Source organism: Cytobacillus sp. FSL K6-0129, from assembly GCF_038007625.1.
Classification (GTDB): Bacteria; Bacillota; Bacilli; order Bacillales; family Cytobacillaceae; genus Cytobacillus; species Cytobacillus kochii.
Map to the genome: position 1 here is coordinate 4,650,325 of NZ_JBBOXM010000001.1, position 15,276 is coordinate 4,665,600.

Genomic DNA, 15,276 nt, shown 5'->3' on the forward strand with positions numbered 1-15,276 from the left:
ATGGTTATATATTAAGGGATGGAAACTAGCATTCTATAAATCTGAGACACCTAAACAATGGTCACACTTATTACCGTAACATTCATGTTGCTCTTCGATGGACTTCCCGCATTCAGTACATTGCTTTTGTGGGAGATTCCTAAAGAAATCTAAAATGTTTTGAACCATGGTTGAAGCCTCCTAATCGTTAATTGAATTGTTTTGATATTTATATTGTATTATAACAGATTTATATAGTCAACAGCTGTTTCAATACAAATTAGCAAAAATGAAAAAATGGGCATTATTTAGTATAGTTAGAGATGAATCAAAAGGAGGGAAATGCAATGAAGTTAACGGTTATAGGTGCATGTGGAGGTTATCCAAAAGTGGGAGAAGCAACTGCGGGGTACTTATTAGAGCATGATGATTTTACATTATTAATTGACTGTGGAAGTGCTGTTTTATCCAAAATGCAAGAGATTAAACAACCAGAGGAGTTAGACGCAGTCATACTTTCCCACTACCACCCAGATCATCATGCTGATATAGGTGTACTTCAACATGCCCGTTTAATTCAAGGGTACTTAGGAAAAAAAACAAGTATTTTACCGATTTATGGGCATGATGAAAATGAATATGAATTCCAAAAATTAAATTATAAATATATCTCAGAAGGTGTACCTATTAAAGAGAGCCTACCATTAACAGTTGGCCCCTTTACAATTACTCTTCAACGGACTAACCACCCTGTATTATGCTTTGCGATGCGCATAAAAGTAGATAATAAAGTAATTGTATATACAGGTGATACCTCATATAAAGAAGAGTTAGAAGGGTTTGCTCATGAAGCAGATATACTTCTATGTGAGTGTAATTTTTATGGACATCAAGAAGGTAAAAATGCGGGACATATGAATAGCTATGATGCTGGTCGGTTAGCACAAATAGCTAAAGTGAAGCATCTTCTATTAACCCATTTGCCCCATTATGGTAATATAGAATCGTTAAAGGATGAAGCTTTAACAGAGTACAAAGGACCGATTAGTCTAGCCGCATTTGGCATGACTTTTGAAATTTAAAGGAGTGGTACCATGAAATTTATAGATAATCAAGGAATTACAGATCCTCGCATTAATTTAGCTATTGAAGAATATGCGTTGAAGAATTTAGATATTAATGAATCATATCTATTGTTCTACATAAATAAACCATCTATCATAATTGGTAAAAACCAAAATACGATTGAAGAAATCAATACAGAATACGTTGAAAAAAATGGACTGCATGTGGTGCGCCGTTTATCTGGTGGCGGTGCTGTATACCATGATCTTGGTAATTTAAACTTTAGTTTCATCACAAAGGATGATGGCGAAAGCTTTCATAATTTCTTAAAATTCACTGAACCAGTAATTACTGCTCTAAAAAAGTTAGGTGTAAATGCAGAATTAAGCGGTAGAAATGATTTGACAGTAGATGGGAGAAAGATTTCTGGAAATGCACAGTTCTCTACAAAAGGGAGAATGTTTAGCCATGGAACATTAATGCTCGATTCAGAAATTGAAAATGTTGTCTCTGCACTTAAAGTGAGAAAAGATAAGATTGAATCAAAAGGAATCAAATCTATTCGTAGCCGGGTAGCAAACATCTCTGAATTTTTAACTGAAAAAATTTCTATCGAAGAATTTAGACAGCTAATTTTACATCATATTTTTGAAGGTAGTGAAGTAAGTGAATATCGCCTAACAGAAAAAGACTGGGAAGAAATTCACAAAATCTCAGAACAAAGATATCAAAATTGGGAGTGGAACTATGGCAAGTCACCAAAATTTGATTATGAGCATTCTAAAAGATTCCCAGTGGGTTCTATTGACATTAGACTGAATGTAACAAAAGGACAAATTACTGAATGTAAAATTTACGGTGATTTCTTTGGTGTCGGAGATGTAACCGATATTGAAGAAAAGTTAGAAGGCATCCGCTACGAAAAAAGTGAAATTGAAAAGGCGCTAGCTGGTGTAAATATAAAACATTATTTCGGTAATATCACTATAGAAGACTTTGTAAATTTAGTTTATTAGAGCTGTATCAGTCTGTTTTTACTAAGGCATGAAAGTATTTTCACCGTTTAGGATGAAGAACTTTTATGCTTTTTATTTTATTTATAAAGAAAAAAATAGAGTAGATCTCCGTAGACTACTTGAATCCTGAAATTTCTTTTAATATAATAAATTTAGAAAATTTATATTATAAAAATGAATGACTATTCATTCAGAAAAGAGGGAGAAACTTGAATTTAACAAGTCAGCTTCACAAGATTGCCTTAGAAAATGGGGAAAAAAATGCGTATTATTTTATGGATCAAGCATGTACATACGCAAAGCTCGATGAACAAGTAACAAGGTTTGCATCAGGACTTTCGTCATTAGGTATAAAGGAAGGCGATCATATTGCCTTGCTACTTGGTAATTCGCCGCATTTTGTTATTAGTTTATATGGTGCGTTAAAGCTAGGAGCAAAGGTAATACCGATAAACCCTATCTATACGCCTGAAGAAATTGGCTATATTTTAAAAGATGGCGATGTAAAAGCGGTGATTATGCTTGAGCAATTATTACCATTAGCAGAAAAAATGCATCATTTATTAACAGATATTAAGCATTATATTGTCTGCGAAACCGGTCAAACAAGTGGACTTCCAGCTCTGGGAGATAAGTCGGTATTTCCTAAATTGAAATCGTTTTCAGAGCTTGTTTCCAATGGAGATGTAACATTTGTTGATGCAGATGTTACACCCGATGATGTCGCGATTATACTCTATACATCAGGAACAACAGGCAAACCTAAAGGAGCCATGTTAACTCATCGTAACCTGTATAGTAATGCGAGTGATGTCGCGGACTATTTGCAGATTAATGAACATGACACGGTGATTACAACCTTACCTATGTTTCACGTGTTTTGCTTAACTGTTGCTTTGAATGCACCTCTGATAAGTGGAGCAACAATCTTAATAGACCCTAAATTTAGTCCGAAAGAAATTTTCCGTTTAGCAGAAAAATACAAGCCAACTGTTTTTGCCGGCGTGCCTACAATGTATAATTTTCTTTATCAATATCCTGAAGGCAACCCTGGTGTCTTCCAATCTATGAGATTATGTATTTCTGGAGGTGCTTCACTTCCTGTTGCATTGTTAGAAAATTTTGAGAAGAAATTCAATGTGGTTATTTCTGAAGGCTATGGCTTATCAGAAGCTTCTCCGGTCACATGCTTTAACCCACTAGATCGTCCACGGAAACCGGGGTCGATTGGCACATCTATTATTCATGTTGAAAATAAAGTAGTTAATGAATTAGGAGAAGAGGTCGCTGTAGGTGAAGTAGGGGAGCTTGTTGTGAAAGGCCCTAACGTTATGAAAGGATATTACAAAATGCCTGAAGAAACATCTGCCTGTTTAAAGGAAGATTGGTTATATACAGGTGACTTAGCTAAGAGGGACGAAGAAGGATACTTCTACATTGTTGACCGTAAGAAAGATATGATAATTGTTGGTGGCTATAATGTGTATCCAAGGGAAGTAGAAGAGGTTTTTTATGACCATCCTGACATTGTAGAAGCGGCTGTTTTAGGTGTACCTGATCAGAATACAGGAGAAAAAGTTTTAGCCTATATTGTACCTAAAACTGAAAATTTAACAGAGGCACATTTATTGACTTATTGTAAAGAAAAGTTAGCCAAATACAAAATTCCTTCCTCTATAGAATTTTTAGAAGAATTGCCGAAGAATACAACAGGAAAGATACTGCGACGTGCTCTTAAGAAAAAGGTACTAGAAAATCAGGAAGCATAAGTTAAAAAACATGTTGACAAAAGATTCTAAATATTTTAGAGTAACTATATCAATTAAATAACCACTATCTAGAGAGGTGGAGGGACTGGCCCTACGAAGCCTCGGCAACAGACTTAGCATTGCAAGTACTGTGCCAATTCCAGCAAGCTAGCATTTAGCTTGAAAGATAGGAAGAGAATGAAATATTTATGAGCGTACGTTACCTCTTCCTTTTTGGAAGAGGTTTTTTTATGGCTGATTGGACCACCAAAAGCGATAAACATTCTTAGCACAATTGATAAATACATTATTATGCTTCTTTTGTAGAAGTATTAGAGGAGGTAATGGCAGTATGAGTTATAAAAAACAAATGATATTGAATGCATTTGAAATGACAAGTGCAATGCACAATTCTCATGGGCTATGGAAGCATAAAGATTCCAAACGACATCGTGCCTATAAAGATATTAATTATTGGATGGAATTAGCCAAAACACTCGAGAAGGGAAAATTCGATGCTGTCTTTTTTGCGGATGTATTAGGTGTTTATGATACGTATAAAGAAAGTAAAGAACCTTCAATTAACGATGGATTACAGTTTCCTGTTAATGATGGGGCGTTTGTCATCCCTGCTATGGCAGCAGTGACAGAGCATCTGTCATTTGCATTAACGGTGAGTACAACATATGAGCCACCTTTTGGGCAGGCAAGACGGTTTTCCACATTAGATCATTTGACAAAAGGAAGAGTGGCATGGAATATCGTTACTTCTTATCTTCCTAATGCAGCAAGAAATTTTGGTTTCAAAGATATGATCAAACACGATAAGCGTTATGAAATTGCCGATGAATATATGGATGTCGTTTATAAACTGTGGGAATCAAGCTGGGAAGATGGAGCAGTGATAGAAGATACAGCACAAGGGGTATTAATCGACCGTAAGAAAATCCATGAAATTCACCATAAAGGAGAATATTTTGATGTCGAAGGACCGCATTTAACAGAACCGTCACAACAAAGAACACCTGTTTTATATCAAGCAGGGACTTCTCCTAAAGGACGTGCTTTTGCAGCAAAACATGCAGAATGTGTATTTGTAGGTGGGCCAACACCTGAAAGAGTAAGACATTATACAGAGGATATTCGAAAACAAGCGGAAGAATATGGCAGGAATCCGGAAGATATTAAAATATTCACTTTCCTAACAGTCATCGTAGGTAAGACAACTGAAGAAGCGGAAGAGAAATTTGCTGAATACAACCAATTATGGAGTGCAGATGCAGCGAAAGCACAGTTTGGGGGCGCAAGCGGTTATAATGTTGCGGAATTTACAAAGGATGAGTTAGATAACCCATTTGAATTTAAAGCTACAGAGCATGGGCATTATAAAGCTGCTTCATTAACGAAAGATGCGAAGAAAAGACTATCGATTAAAGAAGCGATTTCAAAATTAGAAGGATTAGATAGAGACAATATAATTGTCGGCAATCCATCAGAAGTAGCAGACCAAATTCAATATCAGTTTGAAGCCTCTGGTGTCGATGGTTTTAATTTAAATCATTTAGTAACGCCAGCAGATTTGGAAGATTTTATTGAGCTTGTTATTCCGATTCTACAAGAACGTGGTTTATATAAAAAGGAATACAAAAAGGGTACGTTAAGAGAAAAGCTTTTTACTCATGGCTCGCCCCTTTTACCGAGTGGTCATCCAGGAAGTAAATATCGTAAAGGTGAAAAGATAAATAATTAAAATAAGAGGTGAAGGGTATGAGAAAAGTTTGGTTATTATTTTTTGTACTGACTTGTTGCACTGTTTTAAGTGCATGTGGGACATCAGGTTCATCCGGCGAAGAAAAGAAAGAGATGGTCTTAGGGGCGACAGTTCCTTATAGTGATATGCTTGAGCAAGGTGTAGCACCACTACTTGAGGAAAAAGGGTACAAAGTAGAAGTAAAGGAATTTAATGATTATGTTCAACCGAATATTGCTTTAGATAGTGGAGATTTGGATGGTAATTTATTTCAACATAAAGTGTACTTAGAGAATTTTAACACTGAAAAAGGGATGGATCTAGTAGATATTATTTCTGTTCCTACAGCTCCAATTGGTATTTATTCAGAAAAATTCAACTCCCTTGAAGAAGTGAAAGATGGCAGCACGATGGCCATTGCTAATGATCCTACAAACTTAGCGAGAGGATTAACAGTTGCGCGTGATGCTGGTTTAATAGAATTGAAAGATGATATAAACCCAGTCAATGCAACAGTAAATGATGTATTATCTAACCCGAAAAATTTGAAATTCCATGAAGTAGATGCAGCCCAACTGCCAAGGTCTCTTGAATCAGTTGATCTTGCTGCTGTTAATGGTAACTTTGCGGTTGCTGCAGGATTAGATTTAACAACAGCCATTTATCGGGATCAAATTCCTGAGGAAATCCAAAATAGGATTGTTGTTCGTAAAGAAGATAAAGACGCCCAAATGGCAAAGGATATCATTGAAGCCATAGAGTCGGAGGAATTTGCAAAAGTAATTGAAGAAAACTTTAAAGGTTTTCATAAGCCAGAATGGATGGGCGAATGAGTAAATCATCTTAATTTTTAAAAAATAATTGACAAATATTGATAAATATTATAGAGTAAATGATATAAAATTTAATATGATTTTTCTTATCCAGAGAGGTGGAGGGACTGGCCCTTTGAAGCCTCGGCAACAGGCAATTTATTGCACTGTGCCAATTCCAGCAAGCTGTTGCTTGAAAGATAAGGAGAGATAAAGAACGGAACTTTAACCTCTTCTTGTCAGAAGAGGTTTTTTATTTTGCATGATTTAATCACCAAGGGATGATCTCCTCTATACAAATGCTGTTTTTAAACTGATTAAACCTATTTGTTAAGTTGGAATTAAAGTTGCTGATTGGACCTCCAAAGGCAGTAGTGCAGCTAGATTTACATCAACGGGAAAAATCGGCAATGGTAGTCAACCATTGTCCACCAAAATGTTGCAATATAAAGGAGGACGAAAAAATGAAAAGAGTAGAATCAACAGTTATACCAGGTGCAGATTCTTTTTATTATGAAGGTGGGGACATTGGTATTCTCCTCATTCATGGCTTTGTTGGAACACCGCAGAGCATTGAGGACTTGGGTGCGGAACTTGCAAATAGGGGTTTTACTGTTCATGCCCCAAGGCTCACGGGACATGGAACAAAAAGCAGAGATTTAGAGTTATATGGTTCTGATGATTGGTTCAATGATGTTGTTACAGCTTATAAGCAATTAAAGGAGAAGTGCAAACAAGTCTATTGTTTAGGTCAATCTATGGGCGGTGCATTAGCGCTGTTGTTAGCTAAGAAATATGGAGAGCTGGATGGACTGATCCTAATTAATACTGCACTGACATTACCAGATTACGAGTATTTAAGATATTACGATGAGAAACACTATATTGACGAAGGTAGCCCAGATATCAAAAATCCGACTATACATGAAATTACTTACGATAATATTCCGGTAAAAGCAGTTCACTCTTTACAAAAGGTAATGAGTGACGCAGGAAAAAGTTTATCTCAAATTCATTGCCCAATATTATGCTTTAAGTCTATCCATGATCATGTTGTACCTCCAGAGAATACAGATCGTATTTTTATCGAAATTCAAACAGATCATAAATGGCTTCGAGTCCTTTACAACTCATATCATGTAGCATCCATGGATTATGATCAGACCAAAATTATTCAGGATACAACAGAATTTCTAGATACGATGAATGAAGAAAAAAAGAACACCGAGTGGGGGGGGAAAGAGGTTGGCTAAGTTTTTACAAAAAGCGATAGCAAAGAGAAAACAAACCTTAATCAACCTTATGCTTACTATAGATGAAATAAAGTTCAAGCGACATGAATTAGAACAGTTAACACTTACAGAAATAGAGGAGCTTGTAAAAAGACTAAAATAAGTCCCATAAAGGAGAATTTTATGGAAAAACACATTGATCAAGATAAAATTCATACCATTCTCACAACATTAAAGGAACTCGAATATGGTTGTGTCACCATTACTGTACACGAAGGGGATATTACCCAAATTGACATTACCGAGAAGAAACGATTTGCTCTGAAAAAGAAACAACAAAATAAAAAATGATGGAATGGAGCAAATGAAAAGGAGTGAGTTACATGCAGTCAACAATTAGTAATCAAGCACCCAATGTAGCTAAAAACCTATCAGGCTGCATGTACTTGAATCTACCTGACTTTCACTTTATTAGATGGTGTTGTCAATCTTTTAATATTAATAAAGGAATCTTCCATACGGTTGAACAATCGCTTTATGACAAAGGGTTGCATTCAATAATTGTTAGGAGACTGTTCGTCATCGCGTTTTTGGATTTTGCCTCGAATCAAATTGAAAATCGAAACAATAAAACGAGAATCAAATTTGGAAAAGGTGGTTTAAGTAAAGCACTTGATGAGTTTTTTATAAAATATGATCACTAAAGGAGAATTAAAAATGACCGCGAAAAGAATGTACCTCAATGCTTTTGATATGAACTGCGCTGGGCATCAATCACCAGGACTATGGACACATAAGGATGATCAATCTTCCACTTATAAAGACATATCATATTGGACACATTTGGCTCAAGTACTTGAAAAGGGACGTTTTGATGCCATTTTCCTGGCAGATGTGCTTGGTACATATGATGTTTATCAAAATTCTAGAGAAGCAGCGGTTAAACAAGGGGTACAGGTGCCAGTTAATGATCCTGCTTTCGTTGTTCCTATAATGGCGCAAGTAACAAAACATTTAGGGTTTGGTCTAACGGTTTCAACTAGTTTTGAACATCCATATGTATTTGCAAGGAGGATGTCCACTCTCGATCATTTAACAAAAGGAAGAATAGGTTGGAATATTGTCACATCTTATTTAAATAGTGCCGCACTAAATATAGGACTAGATCAACAAATCAGCCATGATGAACGTTATGAGATAGCTGATGAATATTTAGATGTCACATATAAACTGTGGGAACAAAGCTGGGAAGACGACGCAGTGGTTTTAGACAAGGAAAAAGGGCTCTATACAGATCCAAGTAAAGTTCACGATATTAACCATGAAGGGAAATATTTTAAGGTGCCAGGTGCACATCTATGTGAACCTTCTCTGCAAAGGACACCGGTTATTTTTCAAGCGGGTGCATCTACAAGAGGGAGAAAGTTTGCTGCTAAACATGCAGAGTTGGTCTTTATAAGTGTGCCCACAAAAGAAGCCGGTAAAGTAATAGTCGATAAAATTAGGGAAGAAGTAAGAGCGGAGGGGAGAGACCCCAGTGAAGTAAAGATTCTCTCTCTCGTCACGCCTATTATCGGTGAAACAGAGGAAGATGCTAGAGTTAAGTATGAGGACTATCAAAACCATGCTAGTTATGAAGGATCATTAGCGTTATTTGGGGGGTGGAGTGGTATCGACTTCTCAGAGTATAAAGCAAATCAACCAATCGAGTACGTTAAAAATGACGCCATTCAGTCAATCGTTGAAACATTTACGAATATAGATTCTACAAAGAGTTGGACGGTCGATGACATTGCCAAATTTGTTGGTGTTGGCGGGATGGGTCAAGTGGCTGTTGGTACAGCACACTCTGTTGCTGATCAATTAGAAGGATGGAAAGAAGAGACAGGAGTTGACGGGTTTAACGTTGCATATGCCGTCACTCCAGGTACATTCGAAGAGTTCGTTGAGCATGTCATTCCAATCCTACAAGATAGGGGGCTCGTAAGAAGAGAGTATGAAGAAGGTACTTTAAGAAAGAATTTATTTGGGTATGACCATTTGCCAGAGCATCATTTTGGTAAAAAATTTAGTAAGTTGACAGTTACAAAATAGGAGGCGTCTGAAGATGACAAATGTTGTAATCATATCGGGAAGCACATCAAACAATTCCCGTTTAAACGGATTAGAGCAAGAAGCGATTGCTTTTTTAAACAAAAAGGGCGTGCCATATGAGCAAATTACAGTAAGGGAGCTACCTGCTGAAGATTTAATTCATGCAAAATTTGATAGCCCAGCAATTATCGCAGCGAATGAAAAAGTAGAAAAATCAGATGCTGTAATTATATTAACACCAGTATTTAAAGCCTCTTATACAGGTGTACTAAAAGCTTATTTGGATTTATTACCTCAAAAAGGCTTCGTTGATAAATCTGTATTACCGCTTGTGATAGGGGGCTCATTCGGACATTTACTTATGATTGATTATGCATTGAAACCAGTTATATCCAGTTTAGGAGCAGAAACAGTCCTTCAGGGTGTATATGTTTTAGATAAAGAGATTGAAAGAACAGAAGATCATCGTTTTATTGTCGAAAATCATGTAAAGGAAAGATTAGATAAAGAATTAAATCGTCTGCATTCTTTATTGTCTATAAAGGAGTTACAACTAAAATAACTGAAAATATATTTTTTGCCGAACAACTCCTGTTTGTTCGGCTCCTTTAATTGTTTAAAAAAACTTTGAGATACAATATTTTTATAAAATTTAGAGTTGTATAATAAATAAGAGAAGATAAATTTTAGCTATTGTTTTGCCACTACTTTTATAGATTGAGGCATAGATTATATTATTATTGAATTTTTTAAAATGGAGGTTGATGATGTGACAATAATGAAATTAAGTGACGGTACAAGTATTTATTTTGAAGATGTAGGTAATGGTGAACCAGTCATTTTTATTCATGGTGTATGGATGAGTGGTCGATTCTTTGAAAAGCAGATAGAATACTTTAAGACTGATTATCGTGTGTTAATACCAGATTTACGAGGACATGGTCAATCAGAAAAAGTCCATCATGGCCATACCATTGCACAGTATGCCGAAGATATTAGACAATTTATCACAAATTTAAAACTAGAGAATGTGACCCTTGTTGGCTGGTCGATGGGGGCATTTGTCATATGGGAGTACTTAAAGTTATTTGGTGATAAACATATTAAATCGACAGTAATCGTAGATGAACTTGCCTCCGATTTTAAATGGCCTGATTTCTCAATAGGCGCCTTTGATATGGAGACTTTAACTAGTTTTATGAGAGAAGTGCAAAGAGACCAAAAAGCCTTTTTAAAAGGTTTCATTCCACTAATGTTTAAAAAAGAATTAAGTCTAAGCGAGCTAGATTGGATGCTTGAAGAAACGACAAGATTACCTGCTTCCGTTGCAAGTGCCATTCTGTTTGATCAATCAGTCGTTGATTATCGTAGCTCTCTACCCGATTACGACATTCCCACACTTCTATGCTTTGGTAAGGAAGAAAAGTTGATACCAGTAGCGGCAGGCAAGCATCTTTTAAATGCTTTACCGAATGCAAAGCTGCATATATTTGAGGAAAGTTGTCATTGCCCTTTTCTAGAGGAAACTGATGTTTTTAACAAAATCGTAGATAACTATATTAAAGGTTTATAAAGAAGGTAACTAGCTTTTCTTCATAGGGAAGGCTAGTTTTTTCCTATGTAATTTTTTAAGGTGAATGGCTTTGTTTTATATTTGAAAGGGTTTTCATGATTTAGTGGCGAATATTGTTATGAATATTTTTAAAAAAAGAAAAGGAGCTAGAGTATGGAACAAATTCAATTAGATATCAACGATTATATTGCTACAATAAAATTAAATCGTCCTGATGCGTTAAACGCATTTAATTATGAAACGTTAATTGAGTTACAACAGCAAGTAGAAAATGTTCGAGCGAACCCAGAGGTGAGAGTAGTTATTTTAACTGGGACTGGCAATCGTGCATTTAGTGTTGGTGCAGACCTAAAAGAAAGAAGAAATCTTACCGATGAGGAAGTAAGGCGAAACCTATATAAAATGGGGGACGTTTTTAATATGATTGCAGAGTTGCCTCAGCCGACGATTGCAGCTATTAATGGTTTTGCGTTTGGTGGCGGTTTAGAGCTTGCTCTATGTTGTGATTTTAGATTTGCGGCGGATGTAGCTAAGGTAGGCTTAACTGAAACAGGTCTAGCTATTATTCCTGGAGCAGGAGGGACGCAGAGGCTTCCTCGCTTAATTGGTGAAACAAAAGCAATGGAATTAATACTAACAGCGAAGAGGTTATCAGCCATAGAAGCACAGCAATACGGTATCGTAAATGAGGTATGTAATGAAGATATATTGTTAGATACAGTCATACAATTTGCGAGTAAAATGCTTAATAATGGCCCAATCGCACTTAAACAAGCAAAGTTTGCTGTTAAACAAGGAATGAATACTGACTTACATACAGGATTACATATTGAAAGAAAAGCTTATGAAGTGTTACTACCAACAAAAGACAGAGTGGAAGCATTACAAGCCTTCGCAGAGAAAAGAAAGCCGAATTTCCAAGGAAACTAACTGTTTAAAAAACCCTTTAACCACTATTTGTTCATTAGTTGTTAAAGGTTTTTTTGTGGAGATAATAACAGCTGTAAAAAAACTAAATATATTTACTTCAGTACCAGAAGGAGAACCTAGCATACACCATATAAAACAATACCTTCATTTTGTTGTAAAGCGCGCAAAAGGAATTTTGTCGCATCACTCACGGAAATGAGAGCTGGGCAAAATCATGCGTAACGCTTTAGACTCGGAATAGGAAAATAAATCTAAGAAAATAGGAAGAAGTATATGGGAAAGTCACAAATAAGATACTTGCTATCTATAAAAGGTGAGTATGTTTTAGCTTAGTAATCAAGTAGATAGTAATGTGCTTCTTGACAAAGTAGGGTAGTATTCATTCGACCAAAATATAGACCAATATTTGGTGTTGAACGAAAGAAGTGAAAAAAATGTTAAATATTTGCGAAAAAACAATTGACTATGATAATCATTATCAACTACAATTACGTTGTAACGGTCATCATCCTAATTACCTAGTCCATAAAGGGGAAGGAGGCATATTATTTTTTTGTATAACGTTGAGAATGATAATCAATTAAATTCCTATGGCTTATTGTATAAGGGTGAAGATAAGTTTTTTTATTTCAATATAATTGAGAATGATAATCAATTATATAGAGGAGGGTATATTTTTGTTAGTCAAAAAGTTTTCGGCTCTACTTTTATCAGTAATTGTATTCTTAGTCATTACTCCAGCCCTACATACGTCAGCTGCACTAACTGATGGTACATATTCTGTGTCGTACTCAGTTATTAAACCAGATAGTGGCTCAGCATCCATGGCAGATGGGTATTTTGCTAAGCCAGCAAAAGTAAAAGTAGAAGGTGGCAAAATAACGGTCCAATTAACAACAACGAGCAGCATGATTAAAGATTTCCAAGTTGAATCAAAAAATGTATCTGTGCTATCAACTAGCGGTGAAAATGAAACAGTTCAGTTTACAGTAAATAGTATTTCTCAACCTGTAAATGCAAAAATTCATGTCGTTGCAGATGCCTCTTATGATCACTGGTATTCTATTAGACTGTCTTTTGATGAAGCGAATGCAAAGTTAATTGAGGCGGCAACGAATAATCAAGAAACAGCACCTGCTTCATCTGGTGGTGAAGAAGATAATAATACCAGCGGACAGAATCAAGAACAAGAAGTTGTAGCTAATCCAGAGACTGGAGACAATGTTCAACTTTATGTTCTACTAGCTATCGGTGCAGCTTTATTTATTTTATTCACTTATCAAAAACAAATGAAAAGGGGTTAAATATGAAACGCTTATTAAGAGTAACAGTTGCACTATTTGTCCTTGCCTTAGCTGTTTTACAAAATGCCTCACCAATAATAGTAAATGCTGCGCAAGATTTAGCAAATGGGAAGTATACCATTAATTATCAAATTTTATATAATGGTCAGCCTAATGCAAGCTGGAATAGCTTTTTTGAAAATCCTGCATCATTAATAGCAAAAGATGGAGCATTAAGCATCACGATAAAAATTAATGGTGCCAACCAAGTAATGCAAAAGATACAAACAGAGTCCAATGGTACCTATCAAGATGCCCAAGTTGTAAGTGAAGACCAGGCCTCAAGAGTATATCAATTTCCTATCGATGGACTGAATCAATCAACAAATGTGAAATTATTCATGTCTTACGGAACCCATACCATTCAACTTTCTTTTGATGAAAATTCAATTACTACAGTTGAATTAGATCAACCTGAAGAACCAAATCCAGAAGAACCAAGCACGGAAGAGCCAGGAACTGAGGAGCCAGGCACAGAAGAGCCGGGAACTGAGGAGCCAGGCACAGAAGGACCGGGAACTGAAGAGCCAGGCACAGAAGGACCGGGAACTGAGGAGCCAGGCACAGAAGAGCCGGGAACTGAGGAGCCAGGCACAGAAGAACCGGGAACTGAAGAGTTAGCAGATGGTCAATATACAATCAATTATCAAGTGTTATATGATGGACAACCAGCACCTGCAAATTGGGCAGGATTTTTCCAAAGCCCAGCGACGTTAACGATTGCAAAGGGTGTTCCTTATATTTCTTTCAACTTAGGGGCAAGTCATGTAATTACTAATCTTCAATCAGAATTAAATGATGTTTTTGAAGATGTAGAAGTAGTAAGTGAGAACGCTGCAGAACAAACAAAACTAGTTAAATTCCAAATACCAGATGTGAACCAATTGACTAATTTACGTATGGTTATGTCTTATGGTAGTACTCATGATGTAGCACTTGAGTATGATGTAGACAGCATCCAACCAATTGGAAATGATCCAGGAACTGAAGAACCTGGAGGAGAGAATCCGGGAACTGAAGAACCAGGCACAGATGAACCAGGTGATAATGAGCCAGTACCAAATGATGATGTGTTAGCAGATGGTGAGTATCCATTACCATTATCTATTCTTGGTGTAGATTCTGATACGGAATCTGCATTTGCGAAATATTTTGCGGATGAAGCTTTACTAACTGTAAATGACGGTGAGTATTCCCTGCAATTTACACAAGTGACGGGGCTTGATACGTTAGGAACAATTGAATTTGATATTGCTGGTGAAAAGGTAGCTTTAGAAGAAATAAGTAGAGACGAAGAAGCTGAAGAACGTGTATTATCAGTTGATATTGAAGCAATCCAAGAAACATATGTAGCTGCTATTGAAGCCATTGGTGCACCACATCTTTATCCTGTTCGATTTGTGTTAGATGTATCGAGCTTGGATGTTGAAATTGACGATGATGGTAATGGTCAAACACCCCCTCCAATCACTCCTGGGGAAGATAAGGGTAGCGGAAGTGGAAATAACAATGATAGTCATTTGCCATTTGACCGTAATGATAATCAAGAACAACCAAAAGATAATCAAAAAAATGTAACCAATGTAAAAACAGGTGATTCATTAAATTATCTTCAAGTAGGCATTTATGCAGCATTACTTCTTTTGTCTGGATTCTATTTATTTAGAAAATACAGATTAAAAGGAATGGGTATGTAAGGAATTTAGTAATAAACTGCTGTTCGCATTTTGAACA

Annotated in this window: 16 protein-coding genes and 2 riboswitches; of the genes, 15 read left to right on the plus strand and 1 reads right to left on the minus strand. The window is 36.2% G+C overall.

The window, feature by feature from the left end:
• Positions 1 to 33 precede the first annotated feature (33 nt).
• A complete protein-coding gene (yhfH, locus tag MHI57_RS23455) occupies positions 34 to 168 on the minus strand; it encodes a protein YhfH (protein ID WP_095369898.1) in 135 nt (44 codons plus the stop codon).
• Positions 169 to 326: 158 nt separating this feature from the next.
• Between yhfH and MHI57_RS23460 the strand changes: the two genes are divergently transcribed.
• The 15 genes from MHI57_RS23460 (at position 327) to MHI57_RS23530 (ending at position 15,239) form a co-directional block, all read left to right on the plus strand.
• Complete coding sequence (locus tag MHI57_RS23460; RefSeq protein ID WP_340978383.1) at positions 327 to 1,061, plus strand: MBL fold metallo-hydrolase; 735 nt, start codon at positions 327 to 329, stop codon at positions 1,059 to 1,061.
• Positions 1,062 to 1,073: 12 nt separating this feature from the next.
• Complete coding sequence (locus tag MHI57_RS23465) at positions 1,074 to 2,060, plus strand: lipoate--protein ligase (RefSeq protein ID WP_095369897.1); 987 nt, start codon at positions 1,074 to 1,076, stop codon at positions 2,058 to 2,060.
• Between the two features lie 209 nt (positions 2,061 to 2,269).
• Positions 2,270 to 3,829 carry a fatty acid--CoA ligase family protein gene (locus MHI57_RS23470; protein WP_340978385.1) on the plus strand — a complete coding sequence of 520 codons (1,560 nt, stop codon included), beginning with the start codon at positions 2,270 to 2,272 and terminating at the stop codon, positions 3,827 to 3,829.
• Between the two features lie 61 nt (positions 3,830 to 3,890).
• Positions 3,891 to 4,002, plus strand: a riboswitch (SAM riboswitch).
• A gap of 158 nt (positions 4,003 to 4,160) precedes the next feature.
• Complete coding sequence (locus tag MHI57_RS23475) at positions 4,161 to 5,558, plus strand: LLM class flavin-dependent oxidoreductase (RefSeq protein WP_340978386.1); 1,398 nt, start codon at positions 4,161 to 4,163, stop codon at positions 5,556 to 5,558.
• A gap of 17 nt (positions 5,559 to 5,575) precedes the next feature.
• A complete protein-coding gene (locus MHI57_RS23480; RefSeq protein ID WP_095369894.1) occupies positions 5,576 to 6,391 on the plus strand; it encodes a MetQ/NlpA family ABC transporter substrate-binding protein in 816 nt (271 codons plus the stop codon).
• An 83-nt stretch (positions 6,392 to 6,474) separates the two neighbouring features.
• A riboswitch (SAM riboswitch) is annotated at positions 6,475 to 6,577 on the plus strand.
• Positions 6,578 to 6,834: 257 nt separating this feature from the next.
• Positions 6,835 to 7,623 (plus strand): alpha/beta hydrolase, encoded by a 789-nt coding sequence (locus tag MHI57_RS23485; RefSeq protein WP_340978388.1) that lies wholly within the window; start codon positions 6,835 to 6,837, stop codon positions 7,621 to 7,623.
• The gene (locus MHI57_RS23490; protein ID WP_157733748.1) at positions 7,616 to 7,765 is read left to right on the plus strand and encodes a hypothetical protein; all 150 of its coding nucleotides are present in this window, start codon (positions 7,616 to 7,618) and stop codon (positions 7,763 to 7,765) included. The genes MHI57_RS23485 and MHI57_RS23490 overlap by 8 nt, the downstream gene beginning before the upstream one ends.
• A 20-nt stretch (positions 7,766 to 7,785) precedes the next feature.
• The gene (locus MHI57_RS23495) at positions 7,786 to 7,953 is read left to right on the plus strand and encodes a YezD family protein (RefSeq protein WP_095369892.1); all 168 of its coding nucleotides are present in this window, start codon (positions 7,786 to 7,788) and stop codon (positions 7,951 to 7,953) included.
• Between the two features lie 32 nt (positions 7,954 to 7,985).
• Complete coding sequence (locus MHI57_RS23500) at positions 7,986 to 8,306, plus strand: hypothetical protein (RefSeq protein WP_095369891.1); 321 nt, start codon at positions 7,986 to 7,988, stop codon at positions 8,304 to 8,306.
• Positions 8,307 to 8,319: 13 nt separating this feature from the next.
• Positions 8,320 to 9,696, plus strand: a complete 1,377-nt coding sequence (locus tag MHI57_RS23505; RefSeq protein WP_340978392.1) for an LLM class flavin-dependent oxidoreductase — start codon at positions 8,320 to 8,322, stop codon at positions 9,694 to 9,696.
• 13 nt (positions 9,697 to 9,709) lie between these two features.
• Positions 9,710 to 10,258: an NADPH-dependent FMN reductase gene (ssuE, locus tag MHI57_RS23510; protein WP_322909139.1), complete on the plus strand. Its 549-nt coding sequence runs from the start codon at positions 9,710 to 9,712 to the stop codon at positions 10,256 to 10,258.
• 207 nt (positions 10,259 to 10,465) lie between these two features.
• Entirely contained in the window at positions 10,466 to 11,269 is an 804-nt protein-coding gene (locus tag MHI57_RS23515) for an alpha/beta fold hydrolase (protein WP_328198705.1), read from the plus strand.
• Positions 11,270 to 11,422: 153 nt separating this feature from the next.
• Complete coding sequence (locus MHI57_RS23520; protein ID WP_307318708.1) at positions 11,423 to 12,199, plus strand: enoyl-CoA hydratase-related protein; 777 nt, start codon at positions 11,423 to 11,425, stop codon at positions 12,197 to 12,199.
• A gap of 677 nt (positions 12,200 to 12,876) precedes the next feature.
• Entirely contained in the window at positions 12,877 to 13,503 is a 627-nt protein-coding gene (locus MHI57_RS23525; RefSeq protein ID WP_157733747.1) for an NEAT domain-containing protein, read from the plus strand.
• A 2-nt stretch (positions 13,504 to 13,505) separates the two neighbouring features.
• Positions 13,506 to 15,239, plus strand: coding sequence for an NEAT domain-containing protein (locus MHI57_RS23530; RefSeq protein WP_340978398.1), 1,734 nt, complete (start codon positions 13,506 to 13,508; stop codon positions 15,237 to 15,239).
• Positions 15,240 to 15,276 lie beyond the last annotated feature (37 nt).